29 protein-coding genes and 1 pseudogene are annotated in these 23,582 nt (G+C 60.4%); 17 read left to right on the forward strand and 13 right to left on the reverse strand.

Annotation, left to right across the window (positions count from 1 at the left end):
* Nucleotides 1-16: 16 nt before the first annotated feature.
* The 3 genes from nth to dapB all read right to left on the reverse strand — a co-directional run bounded on the left by nth (nucleotide 17) and on the right by dapB (nucleotide 2,635).
* Nucleotides 17-673 carry an endonuclease III gene (gene nth / locus AOA14_RS06150; RefSeq protein WP_062901182.1) on the reverse strand — a complete coding sequence of 219 codons (657 nt, stop codon included), beginning with the start codon at nucleotides 671-673 and terminating at the stop codon, nucleotides 17-19.
* Nucleotides 670-1,830, reverse strand: a complete 1,161-nt coding sequence (locus AOA14_RS06155) for a M48 family metallopeptidase (protein WP_062901183.1) — start codon at nucleotides 1,828-1,830, stop codon at nucleotides 670-672. The genes nth and AOA14_RS06155 overlap by 4 nt, the downstream gene beginning before the upstream one ends.
* A gap of 79 nt (nucleotides 1,831-1,909) precedes the next feature.
* Entirely contained in the window at nucleotides 1,910-2,635 is a 726-nt protein-coding gene (gene dapB / locus AOA14_RS06160) for a 4-hydroxy-tetrahydrodipicolinate reductase (protein WP_062901184.1), read from the reverse strand.
* Between the two features lie 127 nt (nucleotides 2,636-2,762).
* Here dapB and AOA14_RS06165 point away from each other — a divergent pair, with 127 nt between their 5' ends.
* Complete coding sequence (locus AOA14_RS06165; RefSeq protein ID WP_062901185.1) at nucleotides 2,763-3,467, forward strand: NAD-dependent deacylase; 705 nt, start codon at nucleotides 2,763-2,765, stop codon at nucleotides 3,465-3,467.
* Nucleotides 3,468-3,470: 3 nt separating this feature from the next.
* Here AOA14_RS06165 and tadA read toward each other — a convergent pair whose 3' ends face one another.
* Nucleotides 3,471-3,926, reverse strand: coding sequence for a tRNA adenosine(34) deaminase TadA (tadA, locus tag AOA14_RS06170; RefSeq protein WP_062901186.1), 456 nt, complete (start codon nucleotides 3,924-3,926; stop codon nucleotides 3,471-3,473).
* Between the two features lie 129 nt (nucleotides 3,927-4,055).
* Here tadA and rpmB point away from each other — a divergent pair, with 129 nt between their 5' ends.
* Nucleotides 4,056-4,349, forward strand: a complete 294-nt coding sequence (gene rpmB / locus AOA14_RS06175; protein ID WP_003050690.1) for a 50S ribosomal protein L28 — start codon at nucleotides 4,056-4,058, stop codon at nucleotides 4,347-4,349.
* A 37-nt stretch (nucleotides 4,350-4,386) separates the two neighbouring features.
* On the opposite strand, the gene AOA14_RS06180 is transcribed toward rpmB, so the two are convergent.
* Entirely contained in the window at nucleotides 4,387-5,388 is a 1,002-nt protein-coding gene (locus AOA14_RS06180; RefSeq protein ID WP_062901187.1) for an esterase-like activity of phytase family protein, read from the reverse strand.
* Between the two features lie 173 nt (nucleotides 5,389-5,561).
* Between AOA14_RS06180 and AOA14_RS06185 the strand changes: the two genes are divergently transcribed.
* From AOA14_RS06185 to AOA14_RS06205, 5 genes are all read left to right on the forward strand, one after another.
* Complete coding sequence (locus tag AOA14_RS06185; protein ID WP_062901188.1) at nucleotides 5,562-5,963, forward strand: glycine zipper 2TM domain-containing protein; 402 nt, start codon at nucleotides 5,562-5,564, stop codon at nucleotides 5,961-5,963.
* 175 nt (nucleotides 5,964-6,138) lie between these two features.
* Entirely contained in the window at nucleotides 6,139-7,230 is a 1,092-nt protein-coding gene (locus AOA14_RS06190) for a Ppx/GppA phosphatase family protein (protein WP_082819843.1), read from the forward strand.
* On the forward strand, nucleotides 7,227-7,949 hold the full coding sequence (locus tag AOA14_RS06195; RefSeq protein WP_062901190.1) for an RlmE family RNA methyltransferase: 723 nt from the start codon (nucleotides 7,227-7,229) through the stop codon (nucleotides 7,947-7,949). The genes AOA14_RS06190 and AOA14_RS06195 overlap by 4 nt, the downstream gene beginning before the upstream one ends.
* A gap of 4 nt (nucleotides 7,950-7,953) precedes the next feature.
* Complete coding sequence (locus AOA14_RS06200) at nucleotides 7,954-9,414, forward strand: S41 family peptidase (protein WP_062901191.1); 1,461 nt, start codon at nucleotides 7,954-7,956, stop codon at nucleotides 9,412-9,414.
* 19 nt (nucleotides 9,415-9,433) lie between these two features.
* Nucleotides 9,434-10,597, forward strand: coding sequence for an iron-containing alcohol dehydrogenase (locus tag AOA14_RS06205; RefSeq protein WP_238929737.1), 1,164 nt, complete (start codon nucleotides 9,434-9,436; stop codon nucleotides 10,595-10,597).
* Between the two features lie 561 nt (nucleotides 10,598-11,158).
* Here AOA14_RS06205 and AOA14_RS06210 read toward each other — a convergent pair.
* Together AOA14_RS06210 and AOA14_RS06215 are read right to left on the reverse strand one after the other, a co-directional pair.
* On the reverse strand, nucleotides 11,159-11,488 hold the full coding sequence (locus AOA14_RS06210; RefSeq protein WP_062901192.1) for a hypothetical protein: 330 nt from the start codon (nucleotides 11,486-11,488) through the stop codon (nucleotides 11,159-11,161).
* Nucleotides 11,489-11,499: 11 nt separating this feature from the next.
* A complete protein-coding gene (locus AOA14_RS06215) occupies nucleotides 11,500-12,042 on the reverse strand; it encodes a recombinase family protein (protein WP_062901193.1) in 543 nt (180 codons plus the stop codon).
* A 198-nt stretch (nucleotides 12,043-12,240) separates the two neighbouring features.
* Between AOA14_RS06215 and AOA14_RS19675 the strand changes: the two genes are divergently transcribed.
* The 4 genes from AOA14_RS19675 to AOA14_RS06225 all read left to right on the forward strand — a co-directional run bounded on the left by AOA14_RS19675 (nucleotide 12,241) and on the right by AOA14_RS06225 (nucleotide 14,286).
* Nucleotides 12,241-12,540: a hypothetical protein gene (locus AOA14_RS19675; RefSeq protein WP_202988407.1), complete on the forward strand. Its 300-nt coding sequence runs from the start codon at nucleotides 12,241-12,243 to the stop codon at nucleotides 12,538-12,540.
* A gap of 7 nt (nucleotides 12,541-12,547) precedes the next feature.
* Nucleotides 12,548-13,183, forward strand: a complete 636-nt coding sequence (locus tag AOA14_RS19680) for a hypothetical protein (RefSeq protein WP_202988408.1) — start codon at nucleotides 12,548-12,550, stop codon at nucleotides 13,181-13,183.
* 102 nt (nucleotides 13,184-13,285) lie between these two features.
* The gene (locus tag AOA14_RS06220; RefSeq protein WP_202988409.1) at nucleotides 13,286-13,804 is read left to right on the forward strand and encodes a hypothetical protein; all 519 of its coding nucleotides are present in this window, start codon (nucleotides 13,286-13,288) and stop codon (nucleotides 13,802-13,804) included.
* 2 nt (nucleotides 13,805-13,806) lie between these two features.
* Nucleotides 13,807-14,286 (forward strand): hypothetical protein, encoded by a 480-nt coding sequence (locus tag AOA14_RS06225; protein ID WP_062901195.1) that lies wholly within the window; start codon nucleotides 13,807-13,809, stop codon nucleotides 14,284-14,286.
* A gap of 73 nt (nucleotides 14,287-14,359) precedes the next feature.
* Here the strand turns inward: AOA14_RS06225 and AOA14_RS06230 are convergent, their stop codons facing one another.
* Complete coding sequence (locus tag AOA14_RS06230) at nucleotides 14,360-14,866, reverse strand: hypothetical protein (RefSeq protein ID WP_062901196.1); 507 nt, start codon at nucleotides 14,864-14,866, stop codon at nucleotides 14,360-14,362.
* Between the two features lie 45 nt (nucleotides 14,867-14,911).
* On the opposite strand from AOA14_RS06230, the gene AOA14_RS06235 reads away from it, so the two are divergent.
* Together AOA14_RS06235 and AOA14_RS06240 are read left to right on the forward strand one after the other, a co-directional pair.
* A complete protein-coding gene (locus AOA14_RS06235; protein ID WP_202988410.1) occupies nucleotides 14,912-15,190 on the forward strand; it encodes a helix-turn-helix domain-containing protein in 279 nt (92 codons plus the stop codon).
* A 60-nt stretch (nucleotides 15,191-15,250) separates the two neighbouring features.
* Nucleotides 15,251-15,754, forward strand: coding sequence for a hypothetical protein (locus AOA14_RS06240; RefSeq protein ID WP_062901198.1), 504 nt, complete (start codon nucleotides 15,251-15,253; stop codon nucleotides 15,752-15,754).
* Nucleotides 15,755-16,693: 939 nt separating this feature from the next.
* On the opposite strand, the gene AOA14_RS19185 is transcribed toward AOA14_RS06240, so the two are convergent.
* On the reverse strand, nucleotides 16,694-16,933 hold the full coding sequence (locus AOA14_RS19185; protein WP_238929738.1) for a YgjP-like metallopeptidase domain-containing protein: 240 nt from the start codon (nucleotides 16,931-16,933) through the stop codon (nucleotides 16,694-16,696).
* A gap of 72 nt (nucleotides 16,934-17,005) precedes the next feature.
* Between AOA14_RS19185 and AOA14_RS06245 the strand changes: the two genes are divergently transcribed.
* From AOA14_RS06245 to AOA14_RS06255, 3 genes are all read left to right on the forward strand, one after another.
* On the forward strand, nucleotides 17,006-17,500 hold the full coding sequence (locus AOA14_RS06245; RefSeq protein ID WP_062901199.1) for a recombinase family protein: 495 nt from the start codon (nucleotides 17,006-17,008) through the stop codon (nucleotides 17,498-17,500).
* An 11-nt stretch (nucleotides 17,501-17,511) separates the two neighbouring features.
* Complete coding sequence (locus AOA14_RS06250; protein ID WP_062901192.1) at nucleotides 17,512-17,841, forward strand: hypothetical protein; 330 nt, start codon at nucleotides 17,512-17,514, stop codon at nucleotides 17,839-17,841.
* A gap of 706 nt (nucleotides 17,842-18,547) precedes the next feature.
* The gene (locus AOA14_RS06255; protein ID WP_062901200.1) at nucleotides 18,548-19,723 is read left to right on the forward strand and encodes a hypothetical protein; all 1,176 of its coding nucleotides are present in this window, start codon (nucleotides 18,548-18,550) and stop codon (nucleotides 19,721-19,723) included.
* 9 nt (nucleotides 19,724-19,732) lie between these two features.
* Here the strand turns inward: AOA14_RS06255 and AOA14_RS06260 are convergent, their stop codons facing one another.
* Entirely contained in the window at nucleotides 19,733-20,920 is a 1,188-nt protein-coding gene (locus AOA14_RS06260; protein WP_202988411.1) for a site-specific integrase, read from the reverse strand.
* Nucleotides 20,921-20,979: 59 nt separating this feature from the next.
* The gene (locus AOA14_RS20360; protein ID WP_409372282.1) at nucleotides 20,980-21,132 is read right to left on the reverse strand and encodes a DUF6538 domain-containing protein; all 153 of its coding nucleotides are present in this window, start codon (nucleotides 21,130-21,132) and stop codon (nucleotides 20,980-20,982) included.
* 322 nt (nucleotides 21,133-21,454) lie between these two features.
* Between AOA14_RS20360 and AOA14_RS06265 the strand changes: the two are divergent.
* Nucleotides 21,455-21,673 (forward strand): annotated as a pseudogene (locus AOA14_RS06265) (IS110 family transposase); the annotation flags it as partial.
* 142 nt (nucleotides 21,674-21,815) lie between these two features.
* Here the strand turns inward: AOA14_RS06265 and AOA14_RS06270 are convergent.
* Together AOA14_RS06270 and AOA14_RS06275 are read right to left on the reverse strand one after the other, a co-directional pair.
* The gene (locus tag AOA14_RS06270; protein WP_062901203.1) at nucleotides 21,816-22,862 is read right to left on the reverse strand and encodes a nucleotidyl transferase AbiEii/AbiGii toxin family protein; all 1,047 of its coding nucleotides are present in this window, start codon (nucleotides 22,860-22,862) and stop codon (nucleotides 21,816-21,818) included.
* Nucleotides 22,859-23,512: a DUF6088 family protein gene (locus AOA14_RS06275; protein ID WP_062901204.1), complete on the reverse strand. Its 654-nt coding sequence runs from the start codon at nucleotides 23,510-23,512 to the stop codon at nucleotides 22,859-22,861. The genes AOA14_RS06270 and AOA14_RS06275 overlap by 4 nt, the downstream gene beginning before the upstream one ends.
* Nucleotides 23,513-23,582: the final 70 nt, after the last annotated feature.

A 23,582-nucleotide genomic window follows, 5' to 3' on the forward strand; every position in this document is an offset into this window, starting at 1 on the left:
CCCGGCGGACGCGCTATCAGGGAGCCTGCCAGCCCTTCGGGGCGGGCGTCTTGGGCTTGTAACGGCACAGATCGGCAACGGGGCAGCGCCAGCATTCGGGGGTGCGCGCCTTGCAGATATAACGACCGTGCAGGATCAGCCAGTGGTGCGCGCCGACGCGAAAGGGCTGCGGCGTTTCCTTGTCGAGCTTTTTTTCGACCGCGAGAGGCGTCTTGCCGGGCGCAAGGCCGGTGCGGTTGCCGACGCGGAAAATGTGCGTGTCGACCGCAAAGGTTTCCGCCCCGAAGGCGCAGTTCATGACGACATTGGCGGTCTTGCGCCCCACGCCGGGCAATTCGACCAGCGTATCGCGGTCGGCGGGCACTTCGCCGCCATGGTCGCGGACGAGAATTTCGCTGAGCGCGATGACATTCTTCGCCTTCGCGTTGAACAGCCCGATCGTCTTGATGTGCTGTTTGAGGCCGTCTTCGCCAAGGTCGACCATCTGCTGCGGGGTCTTCACGTCCTGAAACAGTCGCCGCGTCGCCTTGTTCACCCCGACATCGGTCGCCTGCGCCGACAGCACCACCGCGACGAGCAGCTGGTACGTGTTGCCAAATTCCAGTTCGGTTTCCGGACTCGGGTTGAGTTCGGCAAGGCGGCGATAGAATTCGAAGATGTCGGCCTTCTTCATTCGGCCGCGGGCGGGTGCGCCGCCTTCCAGTCCATCGCGACGCGCACGCGCCGTTCGACCGAAGGATGGTCGTAAAAGATCGTCTCCTCGACCGCGCCGGGGCGCGGGTTGCGATATTCGGCGGTCTTGACGAGCGCGGTGGCAAGCGCATCGGGCCGGTTTTCGGTCTTGAGCGAATAAAGGTCGGCCTCGCTCTCGTCGATGCGGATCAGCGTGTTAGTGATCGGCAGGGTGACGAGGCCGAACAGCGACAGGAAGAAAATCAGGACAGGAAAGCCGCGCGGATCGCCGATCTCGGCATCGCTGCCGAACAGCCGTGCGAGGCGCGGAAAGAGCCGGTCGGCCAAAAAGAAAAGCAGCACCGCGAGCGCCGCAAAGACGAAAACCATGCGCCAGATATGGCCGAGCACATAATGGCCGATCTCGTGCCCCGTCACCGCGCGCACCTCGTCGAGCGAGGCCTTGCCGATCGCAACGTCCGAGATCGCGATGCGCGCCGAATGACCGATGCCCGAGACATTAGCGGTGAAATTGTTCGATTGGCGCGATCCATCGAACATATAGATACGGTCAGCGGGTATGTCGGCCTTTGCCGCCATCTCGACGAGCGCATCGCGCACCGGCCCATCGGGAACCGGTGTATATTTGTTGAACAAAGGCTCGATCGCGATCGGCGCGACGAGCAGAAACGCCGAAATGGCGATCGCCGCCAGCCCGCCCGACCAGATCCACCAGCGCTTGCCCGTGCGCCGGATCAGCGCATAGACGCCGAGGAAGAAGAGCCCGCCGAGCAGCGCGGTGATGACGGTCGAGATCGCCGCCTGACCGAGCCAGTCGCCGAGCGGCTGGCTGGTGCGATCATAGGCGGTCTCGCGAATCCAGCCGGTGTAAATGTCCCACGGCAGAGTGACGAGCGCCGAAAGCAGGAAGAAGACCGCGCACAGCACCCAGGTCCGCAGTGCCCAGCCGCGCCGCGCCAGACGCGTATCGATGCGATCGAGAACCCGCAGCCGCACGAAAAGCAGGGTCACGGCCGCCGCGACGAGCAAGCCCCACAAGAGCAGCCAGTGATTGCCGTGCGTATAGGCGGCCGCCTTCGCCAGCGCCTGCGGCCCGAGGCTGTCGATGTAGCCCGCGGTTTCTGCGGCTGGGTTCATCGCGATATCTCCCCTCAACTTTGGCAGCGATGCCGTATTAGGAGAGCAATACGCCGAAATCGGCGCGCCGCAAGCCCGTTCAGAGGCCGAGCACCTGCGGCATCGTGTAGCGACCCGGCGGCTGGTGGATCAGCCACAGCGCCGCCCGCACCGCGCCGCGCGCGAAGATCATGCGGTTTTCGGCGCGATGCGACAGAGTGATCATTTCCTCCGGCCCGGCGAAGATGACATCATGGTCGCCGGCGATGGTCCCGCCGCGCAGCGATGCGAAGCCGATCTTGCCATGGCCACGCGCCCCGGTGACGCCATCGCGGCCACGTTCGGAGCAGCGGTCGAGGCTGATGCCGCGCCCCTCGGCGGCTGCCTGACCAAGCAGCAGGGCGGTGCCGCTCGGCGAATCGACCTTCATCCGGTGATGCATTTCCAACACCTCGATATCCCAATCGGCGTCGAGCCGCGCCGCCGCCTCGCGCACCAGATGCGCAAGCAGCGTGACGCCAAGCGAAGTATTGCCCGTCTGGAGCACCGCGATATCCTTCGCGGCATCGTCGATCAGATAATGGTGACGCTCCTCAAGCCCCGTCGTGCCGATGACGATGGGCTTCCTTGCGGTAATGCAGGCGTCGAGCGTCGCCTCCAGCGCCCCCGGCGACGAGAAATCGACGAGCACATCGGCGGCGGCAACGAGCCGTGCGACATCGCCGCCCTTGTCGACGCCGCAGCTGCGCTGCCCCGCCTCCGAAATCGCGGCGGCGAGCGCGACGCCCATCCGTCCCTGACTGCCGATGATGCCGATGCTCGTCATGACGCGTCCCCTTACCCCATCCCCCTTAGCGCTTCCGATCGCGCAAAGTCGAGGCGCGGCTCGCCCGGCACGGGCCGGATTGATGAAAAAGGATGAAGCCGCCACTGCGTCTCGATAGAGAGGCCGCATGAGCGGCGTCCATAACATCGTGATCCTGACCGGCGCGGGCGTGTCGGCCGAAAGTGGTATCGACACCTTCCGTGACGGCGGCGGGCTTTGGGAACAGCATCGGGTCGAGGATGTGGCGACGCCCGAAGCTTTCGTCCGCGATCCCGATCTGGTCCACCGCTTTTACGATGCGCGCCGCGCCGCGATCCAGACCAAACAGCCCAACGCCGCCCATGCTGCGCTGGCACGGCTCGACGCGCATTGGCCCGGCGAGTTGCTGATCGTCACGCAAAATGTCGACGATCTGCACGAGCGCGCGGGCGCGAAGCGGTTGATTCACATGCACGGCGAACATCTGAACGCGTGGTGCACCGCGTGCGACCGACGCAGCCCATGGTCCGGCACGTTGATCGACCGGCCCGCCTGCCCGGCGTGCGGCCTGGTCGGCTATCTGCGCCCCGACGTCGTGTGGTTCGGCGAGATGCCCTATAGGATGGACGACATATATCGCGCCATCAACCGCGCCGACCTGTTCGTTTCGATCGGCACCTCCGGCGCGGTCTATCCCGCCGCGGGTTTCGTGCGCGAGGCGCGGCAGGCGGGTGCCCGCACGCTCGAGCTCAATATGGAGCCGAGCCAGGGCAGCTATTGGTTCGACGAGGCGCGGCAGGGACCGGCAACGCAGCTGGTACCGCAATGGGTCGATCAATTTCTGGGGCTCTGACGGTCAGCGACGCGCCGCGAAGAAATCGCGGAGCAACATCGCCGCTTCACCGGCACCGATCCCGTCGTAGATTTCGGGGCGATGATGGATCGTCGGCTGCGCGAAGACGCGCGGACCATGCGCGACCGCCCCGCCCTTCGGATCGTCGGCGCCATAATAGAGGCGCGCGATGCGAGCATGGGCGATGGCACCCGCGCACATCGCGCAGGGTTCCAGCGTGACATAGAGGTCGCAGCCGTCGAGCCGCTCGTTGCCGAGCTTCGCCGCGGCCGCCCGAATCGCCACAATCTCCGCATGCGCGGTGGGATCGTGCGATTCGCGCGGGCGGTTATGGCCTTCGGCCACGATCGCACCGTCCTTGACGACGACCGCACCGACCGGCACTTCGCCCCAATCTGCGGCGATCCGGGCAAGGTCGAGCGCGCGGCGCATGGGTTCGGGAAGGGGGAAAGAGGGCATTTCCTACCGCTAATCGCTTGACGAATCTCCGGCAAGCCGATAAGCGCGCGCCTTTCCCGGCCCACCCGGTCCCTTCGGCGCCTTTCGCGCCAACCGGCACGCCGCCCAGATTTTGTGAGGAAGAAGACGATGTCGCGCATTTGCGAACTGACCGGCAAGGGCCGCCAGGTTGGCCACAATGTCAGCCACGCCAACAACAAGACCAAGCGTACCTTCCTGCCCAACCTGCAGAATGTGACGCTGCTGTCGGACGCGCTCGGCAAGGGCGTGAAGCTGCGCGTGTCGACCCACGGCCTGCGTTCGGTTGAACATAATGGCGGCCTCGACAACTGGCTGATGAAGACCGGCGACAATCTGCTTTCGGACAACGCCCGCAAGATCAAGAAGGAAGTCGCGAAGAAGCTGGCCGAAAAGGCCGCCTGATTCGTCCTTCGACGTGCTGCGACAAAAGGCCGCCGGTTTACCGCGCGGCCTTTTTGCTGCCCGGCAGGTCGACGAGTTCGAATTCGACGAGCAGGCTGCGCTGCCAGGCGTTGAAATTATTGTCCGCGACGAGCCAGACGAACGTGCGGCCATCCCTCCGCATAACGGCCGCCCCTTCATAATTGTCGGCGAGCGGCGCCGGAACCTGACCGATCGCCATCGACCGGACGGGAGCGTCCTTCGCAATATCGGCGGGGTCGACGATCGCGAGGATCGTCGTGAAGATCGGGGAGAGGCCCAGCCGCCGGTGAACGAGCAGAACGCGGCCGTCGGGTAGCGGCGCGGCATCGCTGACCAGCCCCTTTCCTTCTGCCTCATAGAAGAAGCGCAGCGGCGCCGGCCCCGGTGCGGCCGGGTCGCCCGTGTAGAGCAGCGCCTCTCGTCCCCGCGGATCGCGGTGCGCGTCTTCGGAAAAGATCAGGGTCCGGCCGTCGGCCAACCGTGCCATCGCCTCCGGCCCGCTGTTCGACGGCCAGGCCGGTTCGGGCAAGGCGCGGCGCGATTCGATCTTCGTCAGCGCCGGATCGAGCCGCCAGACCTGATTGAGCCCTTCTAGCGCCAGCCAGGTCCGGCCGCTTAGCGGGTCGACCAGCATCGATTCGACGTCGCGCTGCGATTTGTTGCGCTCGCCGCCGGTCGGGGACGGCCCGGCCGGTGACGGAATCGTGCCGATGTGCGCGGCGCGCGGCCGGCCGTCTTCGGTCAGGGTCATGCGGACCAGGACGCCGTTATCCCCGGCTAACTGAAACCGGTCGGGGCCGGTCAGCGCCAGCGCGGAAAAGCCGCCGAACATGGCATTGGGGCTGACGAGCTGCCAGCCGCGCACGAAGCGCAGCGTTCCGGTCTGCCCCGCCGGATAGACCAGGGGCCGCGCCTCGATCCGTTGCGAGGTGCGGTCCATGACACGCAGCCGCTGCTCGGTTCCGGGCAGCGGGCCAAGCAAAAGGAAGATGGCGGCGGCGGAGAGAAGGCGGCGCATCGCCGCGGCGATAGGCCCGAACCTTCCTCGCAGGCAAGCCCGGTGTCCGGCGCGCGAAGCTGAACAAATGCCAACAATGGCGTTCAGGCTTCCCTCAAGACGAATCGGGCAAAACCCTTTCATCGACCCACCGCCCGCACCGGGCAGACGCAAGAGATTGAAGGAGAAAGACGATGAAAAAGATGATGACGCTCTCCCTCGCCGCCCTGATGTCGACCGCGACGCTGGGCGTGGCGACGCCGGCCGCCGCCCAGCAGGGCTATTACGACGGCAGCTATGGCACCTATTACAGCGGCTATGGTCGCGACGACCGTCGCCACGACCGTTACGAGCGCCGCTATGACCGCCGCGACTATCGAGCCGACCGCCGCTACGATCGTCGCTACGACCGCCGCAATTATCGCCAGTGCGACAATGGCACCGGCGGCACCATCATCGGCGCGATCGCGGGCGGCCTCGCAGGCCATGAAATCGCCGGCCGTGGCGACCGCACCGTCGGCACGATCATCGGCGGCGCCGTCGGCGCCATCGCCGGCCGCGCCATCGACAAGGGCAATGACGGCTGCCGTCGCTAAGGCAGGCCCGAGCCCCAACAAAAAACAGTCTCCCTTGCCCCGTCCGGCCCCGCGCCGGGCGGGGTTTTGCTGCGCCATGCGCCTTGCCATCGCGGCGGGGCGCGCCTAGGTTCGGTCCCAAGTGCACACCCGCGGCTGATCGCGGGTGGGTGAGTTGAGACAGGTCATTTAAATCATGCGGCAAATGGCAGCGCCATCGGGCCGACCGCCGCGGTCAGGACAGGCGGCAAAAGGACGAAACAAGACGGCACCGCCCCCGCGGCCCGTGCCGGTCGTACGGCCGCGCAGCTATGCCGCCATCGACCTTGGCACCAATAATTGCCGTTTGCTGATCGCGCGCCCGCAGGAGGGCGAACTGGTCGTCATCGACGCTTTTTCGCGTATCGTGCGCCTCGGCGAAGGGCTGCACAGCACCGGCCGGATCAGCGAAGCCGCGATGGACCGCACCGTCGCCGCGCTCGCCATCTGTGCCGACAAGCTGCGCCGCCGCCATGTCACCCTATCGCGCGCGGTGGCGACCGAGGCGTGCCGCCGCGCCGCCAACGGGGTCGAGCTCGCCGACCGGGTGCGCCGCGAAACCGGTATCGTACTCGACATCATCTCCGCCGCCGAGGAAGCGCGACTTGCCGCGCTGGGTTGCCACAATCTGATGGAACCCGGCGACGGTCCGGCGCTGATCTTCGACATCGGGGGCGGTTCGACCGAGCTGATGCACGTCGATATATCCGACCATGATGTTGCGATCCGCGACTGGATCAGCGTGCCGTGGGGCGTCGTCTCGCTGACCGAACATGCGCCGCCAGCTGAGGATAATCTCTCGGCCCGGCAGGCGAGCTATGCCCATATGCGCGCGGTGACGCGCGAGGCCTTCGCCGGTTTCGCCGAACGGGTGAAGTGCTACGAAGGCCAGCCGCTGCGTTTGCTCGGCACGAGCGGCACGGTAACGACCCTGGCGAGCGTCTTTCTTGATCTGCCTCGGTACGATCGGCGCGCGGTCGACGGGCTGGTCGTTCCCACCGACGCAATGCGCGACATCAGCCGCCGGCTCGCCGAGGCGAGCCTCGACGACCGTGCCGAAATCGCGTGCATCGGCCGCGAACGCGCCGATCTGGTCGTCGCGGGCTGCGCGATCCTTGAAAGCATCATCGATCTGTGGCCCGCATTGCGCGTCGGCGTTGCCGATCGCGGTATTCGCGAAGGGATATTGCGCACGCTGGCGATGCAGGGGCGCGACATTCCAGTCACCCGGCGCGAGTATCGCAAATGAGCGGACGCAAGGGCGGAGGCGGGGGCGGAAGCGGGCGCGGCGGACTGCACGAGCGCGTCAAGACCGCGCGTCGGCGCACCGCATCCTCGACGCGCTGGCTGCAGCGTCAGCTCAACGACCCTTATGTGCGGCGCGCGCAGGCCGAAGGCTATCGGTCGCGCGCCGCGTACAAGCTGATCGAGCTCGACGACAAATTCGGCTTTCTCAAGAAGGCGCGTGCGGTTGTCGATCTGGGCATCACGCCTGGCGGCTGGTCGCAGGTGGTACGCAAGGCCAACCCCCGCGCGCGCGTCGCCGGTATCGACCTGCTCGCCTGCGAACCGATCGAAGGCGTTGTGATCCTCGAGATGGATTTCATGGACGATGCTGCCCCCGACGCGCTGATCGAGGCGCTCGGCAGTGCGCCCGACCTCGTGATATCGGACATGGCGGCCAACACCGTCGGCCACCCGCAGACCGACCATCTGCGTACTATCGCTCTCGCCGAGACGGCCGCCGATTTTGCGGTCCAGACGCTGTTGCCCGGCGGTGCCTTCGTCGCCAAGGTGTTCGCCGGAGGCGCCGACCGCGAATTGCTGATGCTGCTCAAGCAGAATTTCGCGAGCGTGAAACATGCCAAGCCGCCTGCAAGCCGCAAGGGGTCGCCCGAGCTATATGTGATCGCGCAAGGGTTCAAAGGACGCGGCGATAGCGCGCCGGAGCATGACGAAGGGGAGTAGGGACATGGCGAAACCGAGGGTGCCGCTGACCGCATTGACGATGGCGGCGCTGATGCTTGCCTCGTGCGGCGGAGGAGGAGGTAGCAGCACGGCGGGGAGCGGGCCGGTAACGGTCACCCCGACACCCAGCCCGACCCCCACGCCCGCAAGCTGCGGTCTGTCGGCACAGCAGTCCTTTGCCAAGTCGGTGATCGACGAATGGTATCTCTTCCCGAACGATGTCGCGACGAACGTCAATCCGGCCAGCTATTCGACGGTGCAGGATTATATCGACGCGCTGGTGGCGCCTGCGCGAGCGCAGAGCAAGGATCGCTATTTCACTTACGTCACCTCGATCGCCGAAGAAGAGGCCTATTATAGCAGCGGGTCGAGCGCCGGTTTGGGCGTCCGCCTGACTTACGATCCCTCGACCCAGCGCGTGATTATCGCCGAAGCCTATGAAGGCGCCCCCGCCCTCGCCGCCGGGATCGATCGCGGCACGCAGATATTGGCGATCGGGACCAGCGCCGCCAATCTGCGCAGCGTCGCCGACATCGTCGCGAGCGAAGGGACCGCGGGCATCACCAATGCCCTGGGGCCAAGCGATCCGGGCGTTACGCGCCTGCTGCGGATCAGCGATGCAGGCGGCACCCGCGATGTCAGCGTCACCAAGGCCGACTATAATATCGACCCCGTGTCCGACCGCTATGGCGCCAAGGTGATCACCGAAGGCGGCCAGAGCTATGGCTATATCAATCTGCGGACCTTCATCAGCTCGGCCAATGATCAGTTGAAGGACGCTTTTCTGAATTTCCGCAGCCAAGGGATCACCAATGTCGTGGTCGATCTGCGCTACAATGGCGGCGGCCTTGTGGCGACCGCAGAGTTGTTCGGGGACCTGCTCGGCCGCAACCGCGCGGCAAGCGACGTCTTTTCGCGGACCAGCTTTCGCGCGTCGAAATCCGCGAACGATGAGACCCACAATTTCACGCCGACCACGCAGTCGATCGCGCCGACGCGCATCGCCTTCATCGGCACCGGATCGACTGCGTCGGCGAGCGAACTCGTCATCAACGGCATGCTGCCCTGGCTCGGCACCAATATGACGCTCGTCGGCAGCAACACCTATGGCAAGCCGGTGGGCCAGATCGCGCTCGACAAAAGTGAATGCGACGAGCGGATGCGCGTGATCGCCTTTTCGACGGGCAATGCGAGCGGGCCGAGCGACTATTTTACCGGGTTGGCGCCCAAGATAGCGAACAGCTGTGCGGCCGCGGACGATCTCGATTATCCGCTCGGCGACGTGCGCGAGGCATCGGTACGCGCCGCAATCGATTTCCTGTCGGGACAAAGCTGCGCGGCGCACATCGCAAGCGCATCCGCCGGCATCGCCGCGCGCAGCTTCGCCGCCGCACCGGCCGCGCCGGAGATGCTGATGCCGGCCGACCCCCGCGCCGCGCAGCGCGAATTGCCGGGCCTGTTTTGACGCTGCGGCGCGAAGGAGCATGACCATGGCCTCGATCTTCCTGCCGCGGTCGATCCGCATCGGCGGCGGCACGATCGCCGAGCTGCCGGCGGCGCTCGCCCAGTTCGGCCTCGCCGCTCCGGCGATCCTGACCGACCCCTTCCTGGCGCAAAACGGCACGCTCGAGCGGCTGCTCGCGATCCTTGACGACGCAGGGATTGCGGCGCGCGCCTATTGCGACGTCATCTCCGACCCCACGGTCGCATCGGTCGAGGCGGCGCACGGCTTTGTCGCCGAAGGCGCGCATGACTGTGTGATCGCGCTCGGCGGCGGCAGTCCCATCGATACAGCGAAGGCGGTGGCTGTGCTCGCCGTACGCGGCGGCACGATGCGCGCGCGCAAGGTGCCGCATCAGGAAGATGCCCCCGCCCTGCCCATCGTCGCGATCCCGACCACCGCCGGCACCGGATCCGAAGCGACCCGCGTGACGGTCATCACCGACGAGACCAATGACGAAAAGATGCTGTGCGCGGGCCTCGCCTATCTGCCGACCATCGCGATCGTCGACTATGAGCTCACCCTGACCAAGCCGCTGCGCCTCACCGCCGACACCGGGATCGACGCGCTGACGCACGCTATCGAGGCTTACGTGTCGCGGCTCGCCAATCCTTTCTCGGACGGCATGGCGCTCGCCGCGATGCGTGCGATCTGGCCCAATTTGCGTACCGCCTGCGCCGAACCCGGCAATCGCGCCGCGCGCGAGGCGATGATGGCGGGGTCGCTGCAGGCCGGAATCGCCTTTTCGAACGCCTCGGTCGCCTTGGTCCATGGCATGAGTCGCCCGATCGGCGCGCATTTCCATGTCGCGCACGGCCTGTCGAACGCGATGTTGCTCCCCGCCGTCACCGCCTGGTCGGCACCGGCGGCGCTGCCGCGCTATGCCGACTGCGCGCGCGCGATGGGGCTCGCGGCAGAGGGCGAAGGCGACCAGGCGGCCGTGGCGCGGCTGGTCGAAGCGCTACGAGACGTCAACCGCGACCTCGCGGTCCCCACCCCCAAAAGCTATGGCATCGACGAAGCGCGCTGGAGCGAATTGCTGCCCCTGATGGCCGAACAAGCGCTCGCATCGGGATCGCCGGGCAACAATCCCCGCATCCCCGACACCGCGACCATCGAGGCGCTGTACCGCGAAGCGTGGGCCTGACCGGCCCGCCGTTGAAATTCCGATGTCAGCGAAGAATGGAGCGGGCGAAGGGACCGCATCGGCTGCGATGATCTGGGGATCATCCTGACCATCCTCGGACGCCTGTTTCGAGCGTATTTCGATGGTTGTTGATGATGCGGCATCATCGATCTGGTCAGCGTGTTGGTCGGTCATTTCGTGATCGTCGCACAGATCGCGGAGGCGTCAACGAGTTCGATTGGGCGATGATCGGCGGACGCTCTTGGTCGTTAATTTCTTCGCCTGCCGATTGTGCTATACGATTCGTGCGACCCAGAGGGGGGTTCACCTTGCACATCGTGTTCGCCCCTTGCCTTATGGCGGTGCCTGTAGGGGTGCCGCCATATTGCTATGTGTCGGGCTGATGTGACCATCGATGTCGGCATTCGAGGCATTTTCGATCTGGATCATCGACCATCACGACGCAGCCGCCGAGCGCGACCTCTTTCTGCTTTTCCTTTCGGAGCAGTCTCTTGCTCGGGAAGCCGTATATGATGGGGACGCCCGTCTTCTGCGTGCACTTGGGGCAGGTGAAGCGTGTGATCATGGGGCCAATGCGCGTGCCTGCTTCGCCATTGTAGAAGGAACGATCTTCCCCACAAGGAAGGCTTCACGATCCTTCTGAGGGATGAGATGCCAGTTCCACACAATGCTTCGGATATCATGGAACATGACATTAAGAGCGTTCTTGTCTCGATCTGCCATTCGATACCATCTCACGGCTCTTTTAAACTCGGCGAGAACGGGATCGAGCTTTTCATCACCAATGATCACGCGATTGATAATTGTACGGATGACAGCCCGTCGGGCTTCGACGCTGTTTCGCCACTCCGATAGCTGGAACACATCTCCCGCATTCAACGAGGCCCCCATTCTAACTCCCCTTAAGCTGCCAGCGCGCGATAGACGGATGCCCGACCTATGCCCATGGTCTTCGCGATCTGCGACGGCCCCAGACCGTCATCTCGAAGCGTCTTCACGCGGGTGACATCGACAGTCGGCTTCCGTCCTTTGTATTTTCCTTCGACCTTGGCCTTGGCGATGCCTTCGCGTTGCCGTTCGAGGCGGATGTCGTTTTCGAAGGCCGCGACAGCACCGAGGATCGCGAGCATCAATCGCCCCGTCGAGCTATCGGTATCGACGCCGCTCTGGTTCAGGCATCGGAACGCGACCTTCTTCTCGGTCAGCTTCTCGATAATCCGATGAAGGTCGCCGACGCTCCGTGCCAGACGGTCGAGCCGTGTCACGACAAGGGTATCGCCTTCCCGAACGAAGTCGATGGCTCGGGCCAATCCTTCGCGGTCGTGGGTCGAACGTCCTGACACCTTCTCAGCGAACATCTTCTCGCACCCTGCATCGGTCAGGGCTTCATGCTGGATGTCGAGCGACTGTCCTGTCGAGCTTACACGCGCATAGCCAACGAGCATCGGGCCTCCTGTCTCAATGAGATTTAGACCCAGACTCTCACATGTCCCAGATTTGTCGAACTTATTCTAATGAGACGGTCGATCCGTCTCGCAACATCGTCCCGTCAGGGTTTAGCTATCCGGCACAAGGGGGGCAAGGTATGGGCCTGATACGTTAATGCTGATATGAGAGAGTGCGATACTTTTCGGAAGGACGATATGACCGACGGCCCACTCGACGGTAACAAAGGGGGCTTCTTTGAGAGCCAAAAGGGCATTTCTGATCGTCGTGCGGCACGAGGTATCCCGCCCGATGTAGGCCGAAACACGAACTCTTCCGATGGTGGCAATGCCACAGGCGGTGGCGGGAACCTCATTCCTATGTTGCTGTTCGGTGCATTGTGGCTCCTTTGGAAGGTGGTGGAACTCCTATTCCCGATCCTGCTTGCGCTGGCACGCGAGGCTGCCAAGCTCACAGGTCAGCTAATTATGGCGGCCATGAGTCGCAAACGGCGGTGAAGGACCCATGGATATAAAGGAAATCGTTGCCTTCTGGCGGGGTCAGCAACAGATCGATTTACAGGGCGAATGGACGCATCGTCTTGATAGAACGGTGCTCGAAACTGGCCCTCACAGTTTCAACCTTGATCATCCAGTTTGCCCGTATATTGGCGATGTGATCAATGCGCCGGTTATCATACTCAATGCAAACGCAGGCTACGATGCCGATTTGACGCCGACCGAATTTCCCGACGCTTCTACCGTCGATGCATATATAGCGCGCGTTGATGAACCTTCAGGGTCTGATTGGTCGTTCGTGTCTCAATACTACGACGACACTAACTACGGTCACCTTATCGCGTCGGGAAAGGCCGTTGCCGTAAATGCATGCGCCTATCGAAGCCCGAAGATCAGCAATGAGAAGGACAACCGCCGGATTATCCCTCGCCTGCCATCGGCGATCTTTACTCGTCGATGGCTGCTCGAAGCCGTGCTGCCAATGGCGGCCAAGGGAGAGAGGTTGGTGGTCGCCAATCGAAGTGGCCTATGGAAGCTCGACACTGCATCAAATGCAAACGGATTGGTCCGCGATGCCTGCCCAGTTAGCCCACGCATTACCGGCGTAGCTCTGTCAGCAATGAATGATTTCCTCTCTCGCTAATAGCTTCCACTCATTTTCAAAATGAGTTAGCACGGTTTAATAGGCCGCCACGCGCCAATTGTAGCGCAACAAAGTCAAGCCATGAGCGGTGCAGTGAGGACTATGGATCGCTATTCCAAGGCCGTTTTCGCAAGTGCAATTTTCGCGGCCGTTATCCTCATTTTCTATTTTTACTTTCGCGGTTCGACCGGAGGCGAGGTTGCGGAAACTGCCATCAAAGATAGCGCTCCCACCCAAATGCCCTCCGCACTCCCGCCGCCGATGGCAAAGCCAAAAGCGCGAGAACCCGACGAACCAGATAAGCAAAAGGTTACCGCGAGCGCGAAGTGGCTCGCAGGCTGGTGGTCTGAAGACGGATTCTGCGAGGGCGATGCTGGCGAAACATTTTTAGAAAATGGGGATTGGGGACGATGGGGCGTGGACGGGAATTGGAAATTGGATGGCTACGTCTTAACGGTCACCGAGACGACTCTCGTAGCCGACACTGAATCGGGCGAACCCGAGCCGATTAATCCACCCGTCGTTTCAAGCGGCACCATATCAAACATCACCGCGAACAGCTTCGATCTTAAGAAAGGCGGTAGCGTCTTACGAATGGCTCGCTGCCCTGAGGGAGAGTAGACGTGCGAACCGCAGGAGCAGTTCTGGTCGCGTTGGCTGCGCTACTGCTAATAATCGCGGTATCCTATGAGACGACCGTCACAAGCTTCGATTCTGATTTTTTGCAAAGAGAGACGTATAATCTGGGCAAGCTTCAAACCCAGATAATGTTTTTACATGCAGGACTCGGCTTTCTTATCACAGGCTGCATTCTGATCGGTTTCGGAGCAGTTGCCGAGCGGATGGACGCACTGAATCTGCCAAGATTTAAACAGGAAATCGACGACTCGGATCAGATATTCCCCAACGCCGAAGTTATTGAATCCACCCCCATCGCTCCACAAGAAATCGTTTCAGAACCAGAGATCTCTACCGTTGAAGCGCCTGATGAAGAGATCACTTCGACGGTAGATCAACGCCGGAAATCACTCGCGGTCGTGGCCATTGCAGCTATATTTGCAATCGTAGCCTTTATCATTTTGAAGAATGAAAATCTGATATGAGGGTGCCGACAAGATGCTGCCACGACAAGCTGTCGAACAAGGGTCGGTAGTGTCCGTTTATCGTCGTTGACGGCTAAAATGGGCTTTGCACGATTTCCACACCACACTTCCGAAGCAAGTCCACCTCTTCAGCGAAGCAAGCATTGGCAGCGAGAGACGCGCCCGACCCTCCTGCCGTCATCCGCTCGCATGCCGCTTTAATCTGGCCGTAGCTTTGGACCTCGCCCGCCGCTCGCGCAGCTTGGCAATCGGAAGCGCTCGGCATCACCTCAGTTTCGGCTGCGACGGTGCTGGCAGGCTCCTCCGCTGAGCGACTGAACGGACCTTTATCGGTCGCGATGTTGCCCCAGATTGCCACAGAAGCAAGAATGGCCGATCCGCCCGCCAGCGCCAAAGCGTTGTTCCTATGTATCGTCTGCTTGCGTTCGGGATCGCCTGCCTTCTTGAACTCGGTGTAGGCGAAATATGCTCCCACGGCAGCGAGAGGTAGGCCGATCCAGAGCACGGCTACCCATAGCGCGTAGATGCCTATCGCCAGCAGAATAAACCCGATGCATCCGAGGTTTGAATTGTCCCGCATTCCTAACTGCCCCCTCAATCCATATGCGATTATCGCATATGGACGTTGCGCATTTACCGCAACCGCGAGATGCGAAAATCCGTCTACAGTGAAGAAGGCAGGCTGCTCGCGGAGAGCCTGACGGAGGCAAGGAAGCGGGCTGGGATGCATCAGGCTGATGTCGCGGCAAAGATGGGCAGCGACCAAACCGTCATCTCGAACATCGAACGCGGGCACAGGCGGATCGACGCTATCGAATTCTTCGAATTTGCGAACGCAGTGGATTGCGATCCAGTCGAATTATATCGATCTATCGTCGAGAAGTGGCGTGGCCTTCCTCGCTAAAGGGGCCTGATAACCAGTTCATTTTATTGACGGATTTCTCGTTCGTGATAGCTCCCTTCTATGGGCGCTGAACTCACAAACCAAATCAAATCTACGAAAGCTGGGACGAACCTGAAAGTCGAGCAGTTTCAGTCTTGGCTGAGCGGAAACGGCCAGATTTCCGAGCTTCAGCGCTATCAGAATATTGGATGGGACGTTGATGCAACAATCTACGAGCATCCGCATGCGCCCCTGTTTTGGCGGTATATAACCGACAACCCGTTCGGTCAGCGCCATCATATTGTGACCTTCAGGACTGGTCGCATGGTGAGGGATATATGGCGTGATCTCGCTCGCGCTGGATCGCCGTTGCTCCCGCTGCATTTTCATTCGATCAACTCAGTGCCTGAAGAGATGTGGCTGAGCTTTCAGATGCATCGGCAGGGCCTGCATCCCTACCCATTCTGGAAGGGGAAAACCTGCCACGAGTTGGGTATCGAAGTGCTGATCGATGATGCGACGATGGATGTGTGGGCGGGATGCAGCGAGCATTGCATCGACTATTTTCATCCCGACATGCTGTAAGTTGAGTGGCGACGGTCAGCCGAGCAATCATCCAGTTCACTAATGACTACTGCTCGCGCGTCCCGCGCACGAGACATTTAATAATATAAAGAGATGCCAATGGAGCATATTTCGCTATTTAACTTCTCATTTTTATATAAATATTCACAGTATTACAGAGACTAAATACTTTTGAGAAAAATAAATACAGTTTTATATGGAATGCGGAATTGATCCCATGATATATAGTAAGACATAATTTGTTCAGGGCTTATCTGCCGATGTGGCCCGCATCAAAACAAGCTGAACGGCTTGCTGCCGCATCAGTGTATTGGGAGAGCAACCCGTCCGCGCTTATGGCGATGCGGATGCCGGTCAGGAGACCGACTAAAAAGAAGTCATAAAAAAGAGGAGAGCCATGTCTTTAGCTGACAACTCTCCACTGTATGTGCGTCAAAGGTAACAGGCGGCGTGCATGCAGCGCTTCATTCAATTGATAACCGTTGCGAGCCGAAAGGCTCAGGAGTGCGCACCAATACAGGGTCTCGGGCAACCACCTGTTAAGCTATAAAGGCCGTAAGGTGCGAGCCAATCCATCGATACTCACGGAAATGTGAAATCATCACTCCCCCTCCAAGGTAGCCGCCGATAACCCGCTTGGAATCGTTTGCTTGTTTTTCGTAAACACGCGCCCCCGTGTTGGGGAAGGCTGCCTTGGAGGGGGGATTAGTGTGTCATCTCAATCTACGGAAACGTGAACAGAAAGATTTATTAATGGATTTGCCTATCTGAGTTTTCTATTTCTTCGTTGAATGAATCGCTGGATTTCGTGAGTGAAAACGAACGAATCCAATGCGATTAGGAGGGCTGATTTATCAGCCCGACTCCTGAAGATTAATTGGTGATCAATCCGAAGAGGTAATCACCGAGCTATCACCACTCGCGTATCCCGCGAAATCTTCAATGATCCCATTCCTCATGGCCGAGTGGTTTATGGTTCAACTCGGCTCTAATCACTCGCCAGCGCGGGAGATGCAGGTCCATCAGTGAAATAAAGCGCTCCCCATGTGAGCGCTCGATAAAATGCGCGATCTCGTGACAAACCAGATAATCGATGCAAGCGGGCGGCTTCTTCGCCAATTCCAAATTAAGCCAAATGCGGTTCGCCGACGCATTGCATGTGCCCCACTTGGTGCGCATCCGCTTTATGCCTAACTCGGGGATCGAAAGGCCGTATATGCGCGTGTAAGCTCGACAGGACAGTCGCTCGACATCCAGCATGAAGCCCTGACCGATGCAGGGTGCGAGAAGATGTTCGCTGAGAAGGTGTCAGGACGTTCGACCCACGACCGCGAAGGATTGGCCCGAGCCATCGACTTCGTTCGGGAAGGCGATACCCTTGTCGTGACACGGCTCGACCGTCTGGCACGGAGCGTCGGCGACCTTCATCGGATTATCGAGAAGCTGACCGAGAAGAAGGTCGCGTTCCGATGCCTGAACCAGAGCGGCGTCGATACCGATAGCTCGACGGGGCGATTGATGCTCGCGATCCTCGGTGCTGTCGCGGCCTTCGAAAACGACATCCGCCTCGAACGGCAACGCGAAGGCATCGCCAAGGCCAAGGTCGAAGGAAAATACAAAGGACGGAAGCCGACTGTCGATGTCACCCGCGTGAAGACGCTTCGAGATGACGGTCTGGGGCCGTCGCAGATCGCGAAGACCATGGGCATAGGTCGGGCATCCGTCTATCGCGCGCTGGCAGCTTAAGGGGAGTTAGAATGGGGGCCTCGTTGAATGCGGGAGATGTGTTCCAGCTATCGGAGTGGCGAAACAGCGTCGAAGCCCGACGGGCTGTCATCCGTACAATTATCAATCGCGTGATCATTGGTGATGAAAAGCTCGATCCCGTTCTCGCCGAGTTTAAAAGAGCCGTGAGATGGTATCGAATGGCAGATCGAGACAAGAACGCTCTTAATGTCATGTTCCATGATATCCGAAGCATTGTGTGGAACTGGCATCTCATCCCTCAGAAGGATCGTGAAGCCTTCCTTGTGGGGAAGATCGTTCCTTCTACAATGGCGAAGCAGGCACGCGCATTGGCCCCATGATCACACGCTTCACCTGCCCCAAGTGCACGCAGAAGACGGGCGTCCCCATCATATACGGCTTCCCGAGCAAGAGACTGCTCCGAAAGGAAAAGCAGAAAGAGGTCGCGCTCGGCGGCTGCGTCGTGATGGTCGATGATCCAGATCGAAAATGCCTCGAATGCCGACATCGATGGTCACATCAGCCCGACACATAGCAATATGGCGGCACCCCTACAGGCACCGCCATAAGGCAAGGGGCGAACACGATGTGCAAGGTGAACCCCCCTCTGGGTCGCACGAATCGTATAGCACAATCGGCAGGCGAAGAAATTAACGACCAAGAGCGTCCGCCGATCATCGCCCAATCGAACTCGTTGACGCCTCCGCGATCTGTGCGACGATCACGAAATGACCGACCAACACGCTGACCAGATCGATGATGCCGCATCATCAACAACCATCGAAATACGCTCGAAACAGGCGTCCGAGGATGGTCAGGATGATCCCCAGATCATCGCAGCCGATGCGGTCCCTTCGCCCGCTCCAGAAATTCAGAAATCGACGGAAAACTGCGACAGACCGTCCTCGCAACGGTCCCGTGCGAGCGTCCTTCCCACAAAGCTGCTACACAATGATGTCGCGGAACGTCCCTCAAACCTGCGGAAACACGGACATGCGAATACCAAAAAACTTCAAATGGGAGCGTGCTCCTTGGTCGCAATGCCCAATGTGCAAGGAGAATACGCTCGGTTTTTTGAGCGGCGGGGGTCACAGCATCGTCTGGAGATGCTCCACGTGTCGATATGATGAAAAAGAGCCACTTCCGCCGACCGACAAAAAGATTCTCTATCTCGACCAGTTTGCATTTAGCGAACTTTTCAAGCTGAAGTCAGGATCACGCAGAGAGGATAAGCTAACTGAATTCTGGCAGGAGGTTGACGTCTTAATACATCGCGTTGTGCATCTTCAGGCCGCCGTATTCCCCCACTGTAACATTCACCACGGCGAAACTGTCGTTTCGCCGTGGCCGAAAGAACTTCGCGAAGCGTATGAGGAAATTGGCGGCGATATGCGCCTTGAAGATACGGGCGAAGTGCAACTTCGAGAGATAACGGAGTTTGCCCAAGCGTTCATTGAAGGCCGCGATCCGACAATGAAGTTTGATGTGGATGACATCCTTCGCGGAAACCGCAACGAGTGGCTACCGAACATCCGTGTTGTCGTGAACGTCAACTACGACCAATTTGCTGACGGCACGCGAAAGCGTCGTGAAAAGACGGGAAACAGCGTCAATAATTTGATGCAAGCTTGGCGTGAACGTGACCTTGGGTTTGATGAGGTGTTGGAGATTGAACTGGGTGCATACTCAGACAGTCGGATCGGTGCGCTCAACGATTATCGACAGAAATATTCGCGAGCCGAGGCAGAAGGTGACGTGATGGAGATGTTGAATCTCGACATGAGTCCAATATCCCGAGAACTTGCGATGCTCGGCCGCCTGTTCGAGAGGGTAGGCATCCCCGAACCTAATCACGCGGCAGTTAGAGATCAGTTTTGGCAATGGAACCGAAATCGCGAAATGCCGTTCGGTCGCCTCCTCGCATATATGTTCGCAGCATTGGCTGGTCAGGTAAAAGCTGGCAGGAAAAAGGGCGTCTCGTCAGGGTTCATGAACGATGTAGAGGCCATCGCAGCCTACGCTCCGTTCGTAGATGCAATGTTCATTGATAAAGAATGCGCGTCGCTTCTGACGCAGGGCCGCGCTGGACGAGAATTGACGTATCGATCACGCATTTTCTCACTTTCTAACCGAACTGAATTTTTGGACTACCTACGTGAGCTAAATGCAGATGCCACCGAAGAAACAAAACGATACGCTCGAATAATTTACGGCCTTGATTGAGAGCGACACTCAGACCGCATATAGATGGGAGAAATCGATGGTGGGGAAGCGAACGGCGTTCAAGGCTTCGGCCAATGCGGACGCCCGATATCCGTTGCCATAAATGTCAGCTACTACCGATCCACTTCCCTCGGTTGTCCAACCGCCCAAAATCAGAGCGAGGTCGCGGCCAACCTTCGCATCTCGGAGGCCATCGCGGAAATTGTGGCGAAAGCTGTGGAAGCAGGTGAGTGGGGCGGACGCCTCGGCTGTAACCAAAAAGCGTGAGAACCAGCGAGAGAAGCTCGTCGAGCGGTAGCCAAGATGCCCCAGCGGAAGCTCGGGAAAGAGGCTAACCTCTCCGTGCAGCCGTTGGGCCTCGACGAACGCGAGGAAGCCGAACCGTATCAACTCATTGTGAATCGGAACGATCCGTTCGCTCGCAGCGGTCTTCACTCGCTTCTGTTGGCCAGCGTCGCTCAATCCCGCCATGACCCGAAGGCAATGCACGCCTTCGATGTGCTGGATGTCGGCAACTTCCAGTTGGCAGATTTCATTGAGCCGAAGCCCGCTGAACAGCGCAATCAACGGCACCCAAAACCGCGCTCGACGAGGACGCTGATCGCCAACAACGGCATAGTGATACTCGTCGTTCCGACAGCCCGTGAAAATTGGCGCGCTGAAGATCGCCCGCAACTGATCGGTGGAGAACGGGTGCCGCTTGTCGCGCTTTCTCACGGGGTCACGCAGCTTGAGGCCGCGAACAGGATTCCGCTCGATGTAACCTTCGTCGAGCGCCCAGTTCATGACGCCGCCAAAGCGGTTCACATACGCGTTGAGATTCGCGGTGTTGATAAGGCGCCTTTCGTTTTGCTTCTTTGCGGCGGAGACGGCTTCGCGGATCGACATGTTGGGAAAGCGCTTGTCTGCGTGCTGCGGCATAGACCGCAGCAGATCGACGAACTCGCGGCACCCCTCTCGTGAGATGTCTGTAATCGGCGTATCGCCACCGAAGACCTCTACCACCCACTTGCGGGTCGTCACATGAGCGACCGCCGTTCGCTTCGACCAGTTGTGCTTCGGGTCGGCGATGAATTGGTCATATACCTCACTGATCGAGCGCGTGCGGGCAGGCTTCGTTTCGTGGCTCGACACGGAATGATCGACGGACGCCAAAACGGTGGGGAGACCGTCAAAGGACGGTGGGGCAGGCGTCACGATAAGCGTAGGATCAATTGATTGACCGAGACTGGACCGCGCTCGCTCGAACTCGGCTTCTATGCCACGCCATGGAGACGGCGAGCCGCAAGCTTTCGGCTATCAGTGTCCAGCGAGCGCCAGATTTCACGACAACCGAGCGCCGTCACCAAATCGGTCGGAACACGCCTTCGATAATATAACCGTCCGTTCCGATCGAACAGGCCAACCACTCGTTTGTGTAGCAGCTTTGTGTAGCAGCCAGATCGATCATTTTCTGAGGATTTCCGCAGGTTTGAGGGACGTTCCGCGACATCATTGTGTAGCAGCTTTGTGGGAAGGACGCTCGCACGGGACCGTTGCGAGGACGGTCTGTCGCAGTTTTCCGTCGATTTCTGAATTTCTGGAGCGGGCGAAGGGATTCGAACCCTCGACCCCAACCTTGGCAATATTCATCTCTTTTATAACTACTGACGTGATGGCGTGGACGGCCCCTGCACCCGCGTAGCTGTGCAATGATGCGGCCGTTGTAGGTCCACGCCTAGGAGTCGTCATATGAAGCAGGAGGTTGCCACCGTCGGATTAGATCTGGCGAAGAACGTTTTTCAGGTACATGCGATCGGTAGCGACGGCGCCGTCCTGGTGCGGCGGAAGTTGAGGCGCGCGGAGGTGATCGGCTTCTTCACCGACCTTCCAGGCTGCGTGGTCGGCATGGAAGCGTGCGCATCCGCGCACCATTGGGCTCGCGAGCTGATCGCATTCGGCGATGCGGTGTGAGGACCAAAAAAGTCGAGCGCCGGGATTTTAACCAAGCCATGGGAGAAGGGTTTGACTTCCAGCGGGCTGGCGAACTCTGGCTGCGCGGGCGACTTGTCGCTCGAGCCATCGCCGCCGAACAAGCGCTGGAAGAACCCCTTCATGCGGCCGCGTTCAAGGAATTCTGCAATTCTGCAATCGCCTCGACGACCGCATCAAAGGGCGGCGGCGCGCCGAAGATCATCGTGTTCATGGCGCGATAGTCCTGGCGCAAGGCATCCGTCATCCCTCCCTCCGGGCACAAGGCAAATGTCGGGGCCTGCGCGGCGGCGAGATCGAAGTCCGGGCGATTGAAGAACATGCGGGCATGGGCAACGCAGTCCTCGCCAAGCGCGCGGTTTGCAAGGGCGGCTTGGCCGATCTCCGATTGGACCAGGCGGAACAGGTCGTAATAGTGCCGAGAGATGCGCTGGCCGTCGCCCCGCAGCTGCCCTCGGATTTCGAACCATCGCCTCAGGCCATGAAGGATGACGACCTTGTCCCAGAAGGTTCGCTCGGCATCGACCACAGTCACGCCCGGCACGGCGAGGTCGAGGTCGACGGCGTCAGCGTCGACATAGGGCACAATAGTTCGGACCGAATTAGGATCGAGCGCCGACTTTGCGCCTGATTCGATCTTCACCGACTTGGCGATGTAGGCATCCTCGGGAGTGATGCTGGGATATACCAGGAGCAAGGTCTGGCCATCCCGGGCGTCGGCCTCGACCCGAATTGACTGCACTTCAAGGCCTGCGCGCGCGCAGGTTTCGGCGCAGATTTGCGCGAGGCGCGCCTTCATTAGTCCGTTGATATGGGTTTCGCAGGCGTCCTTGATTTCATCGAGCGCGGCTTCCCGCTTCTTGCGGCTCAGTGCAGCCAATCCCGCGATGGTCGCGGGCACGCCGAGATCATCGCGGAAGACCGTTACGTCGATGTCTTCGGAGAACCGCTCGATCAGCCCAAACCCCTTCGACAGGGAGGTTCCGCCCTTGAACAGCAGGCGGGGTCCGTCCTCGATTCCGTTGAACAACGCATCAAGGGTCCAGCAGACCCAGAAATCCTTTTCGACGTTTTGCGGGGTCGTGCCGAGGCGTTGCGCAGTCGCCGTATAGAGCCCCGTGCGGGTGGCCGTGTCAGCGCGCAGCACTTCATCGAAGGCGGAGTTCATGCGCTGGGCACTTCAGAGACGAGCGGACGGAGCAGGTCCTGCATCCAGGCCGGGAGCGTTGGCAGCCCCTCGGCAAGATCAGCGCGCAAAGCTGCGCCGTGGGTGGGGTTGCCGAGAAGGGCGGCAAGTCGCTCACGCCATTGTCTCGTGTCGTCGTCCGTCGACATTGTATCGCGCAGCCAGTGCAGCGCCTGGACGATCCTCATGGCCGGGCGTCCCGCCCAATAGAGTTTGCTTGCCGCGGTCGTTTTGAATTCGATGGTTAGGTTGCCGAGCTTGATCGACTTGGGCCGCGCTTCGCTGTGCACGACGATTTTCGCCGGTACGGCATTGGTAAAGCCGAGATCGTTGGCGGCCGTCATTCCGTCGACCAGGACACGGATCTGATCGCGCCGCGCGACGGCGTCGATGACCGCTCGCGGATCGGGAGCATTGTCCTGCCGGGTCAGGCTGTTGAACTGCGGTTTGTCATAGAGGCCGCGATCGATCCGGCGCAGCTCGCCCCATTTGACCAAACGCTGGAGGGTCTTGTCGACCGCATCGCGACCGGCAAGGTCGAGGAAGTCGGCCGGTGTCCAGACAGTGTTCGCCGTCCCTCGGCTTACACGATCGAGGATTTGCGCTTTCAGTCCGGTCGGGATTTTGTCCATGTCCGAAATAAGTAGCATAACTTCGGACATTATCAAAATCGCTATTGTCCGAAAAATGTAGACGGATTTC

This window comes from Sphingopyxis terrae subsp. terrae NBRC 15098, from assembly GCF_001610975.1.
Taxonomy (GTDB): Bacteria; Pseudomonadota; Alphaproteobacteria; order Sphingomonadales; family Sphingomonadaceae; genus Sphingopyxis; species Sphingopyxis terrae_A.

What these genes read in the sequence shown, in the direction of transcription:
- AOA14_RS06190 (WP_082819843.1), top strand. Translation starts at nt 6,139, where the DNA reads ATGCGGCAAATGGCAGCGCCATCGGGCCGACCGCCGCGGTCAGGACAG.
- AOA14_RS06185 (WP_062901188.1), top strand. Translation starts at nt 5,562, where the DNA reads ATGAAAAAGATGATGACGCTCTCCCTCGCCGCCCTGATGTCGACCGCG.
- AOA14_RS06255 (WP_062901200.1), top strand. Translation starts at nt 18,548, where the DNA reads ATGTGCAAGGAGAATACGCTCGGTTTTTTGAGCGGCGGGGGTCACAGC.
- nth (WP_062901182.1), bottom strand. Translation starts at nt 673, where the DNA reads ATGAAGAAGGCCGACATCTTCGAATTCTATCGCCGCCTTGCCGAACTC.
- AOA14_RS06215 (WP_062901193.1), bottom strand. Translation starts at nt 12,042, where the DNA reads ATGCTCGTTGGCTATGCGCGTGTAAGCTCGACAGGACAGTCGCTCGAC.
- AOA14_RS06275 (WP_062901204.1), bottom strand. Translation starts at nt 23,512, where the DNA reads ATGGACAAAATCCCGACCGGACTGAAAGCGCAAATCCTCGATCGTGTA.
- tadA (WP_062901186.1), bottom strand. Translation starts at nt 3,926, where the DNA reads ATGCCCTCTTTCCCCCTTCCCGAACCCATGCGCCGCGCGCTCGACCTT.
- AOA14_RS06220 (WP_202988409.1), top strand. Translation starts at nt 13,286, where the DNA reads ATGGATCGCTATTCCAAGGCCGTTTTCGCAAGTGCAATTTTCGCGGCC.
- AOA14_RS19185 (WP_238929738.1), bottom strand. Translation starts at nt 16,933, where the DNA reads ATGCGCACCAAGTGGGGCACATGCAATGCGTCGGCGAACCGCATTTGG.
- AOA14_RS06270 (WP_062901203.1), bottom strand. Translation starts at nt 22,862, where the DNA reads ATGAACTCCGCCTTCGATGAAGTGCTGCGCGCTGACACGGCCACCCGC.
- AOA14_RS06205 (WP_238929737.1), top strand. Translation starts at nt 9,434, where the DNA reads ATGACCATGGCCTCGATCTTCCTGCCGCGGTCGATCCGCATCGGCGGC.
- AOA14_RS06240 (WP_062901198.1), top strand. Translation starts at nt 15,251, where the DNA reads ATGGGCGCTGAACTCACAAACCAAATCAAATCTACGAAAGCTGGGACG.
- AOA14_RS06180 (WP_062901187.1), bottom strand. Translation starts at nt 5,388, where the DNA reads ATGCGCCGCCTTCTCTCCGCCGCCGCCATCTTCCTTTTGCTTGGCCCG.
- AOA14_RS06195 (WP_062901190.1), top strand. Translation starts at nt 7,227, where the DNA reads ATGAGCGGACGCAAGGGCGGAGGCGGGGGCGGAAGCGGGCGCGGCGGA.
- rpmB (WP_003050690.1), top strand. Translation starts at nt 4,056, where the DNA reads ATGTCGCGCATTTGCGAACTGACCGGCAAGGGCCGCCAGGTTGGCCAC.
- AOA14_RS19675 (WP_202988407.1), top strand. Translation starts at nt 12,241, where the DNA reads ATGACCGACGGCCCACTCGACGGTAACAAAGGGGGCTTCTTTGAGAGC.
- AOA14_RS06210 (WP_062901192.1), bottom strand. Translation starts at nt 11,488, where the DNA reads ATGGGGGCCTCGTTGAATGCGGGAGATGTGTTCCAGCTATCGGAGTGG.
- AOA14_RS19680 (WP_202988408.1), top strand. Translation starts at nt 12,548, where the DNA reads ATGGATATAAAGGAAATCGTTGCCTTCTGGCGGGGTCAGCAACAGATC.
- AOA14_RS06230 (WP_062901196.1), bottom strand. Translation starts at nt 14,866, where the DNA reads ATGCGGGACAATTCAAACCTCGGATGCATCGGGTTTATTCTGCTGGCG.
- AOA14_RS06250 (WP_062901192.1), top strand. Translation starts at nt 17,512, where the DNA reads ATGGGGGCCTCGTTGAATGCGGGAGATGTGTTCCAGCTATCGGAGTGG.
- AOA14_RS06155 (WP_062901183.1), bottom strand. Translation starts at nt 1,830, where the DNA reads ATGAACCCAGCCGCAGAAACCGCGGGCTACATCGACAGCCTCGGGCCG.
- dapB (WP_062901184.1), bottom strand. Translation starts at nt 2,635, where the DNA reads ATGACGAGCATCGGCATCATCGGCAGTCAGGGACGGATGGGCGTCGCG.
- AOA14_RS06200 (WP_062901191.1), top strand. Translation starts at nt 7,954, where the DNA reads ATGGCGAAACCGAGGGTGCCGCTGACCGCATTGACGATGGCGGCGCTG.
- AOA14_RS06165 (WP_062901185.1), top strand. Translation starts at nt 2,763, where the DNA reads ATGAGCGGCGTCCATAACATCGTGATCCTGACCGGCGCGGGCGTGTCG.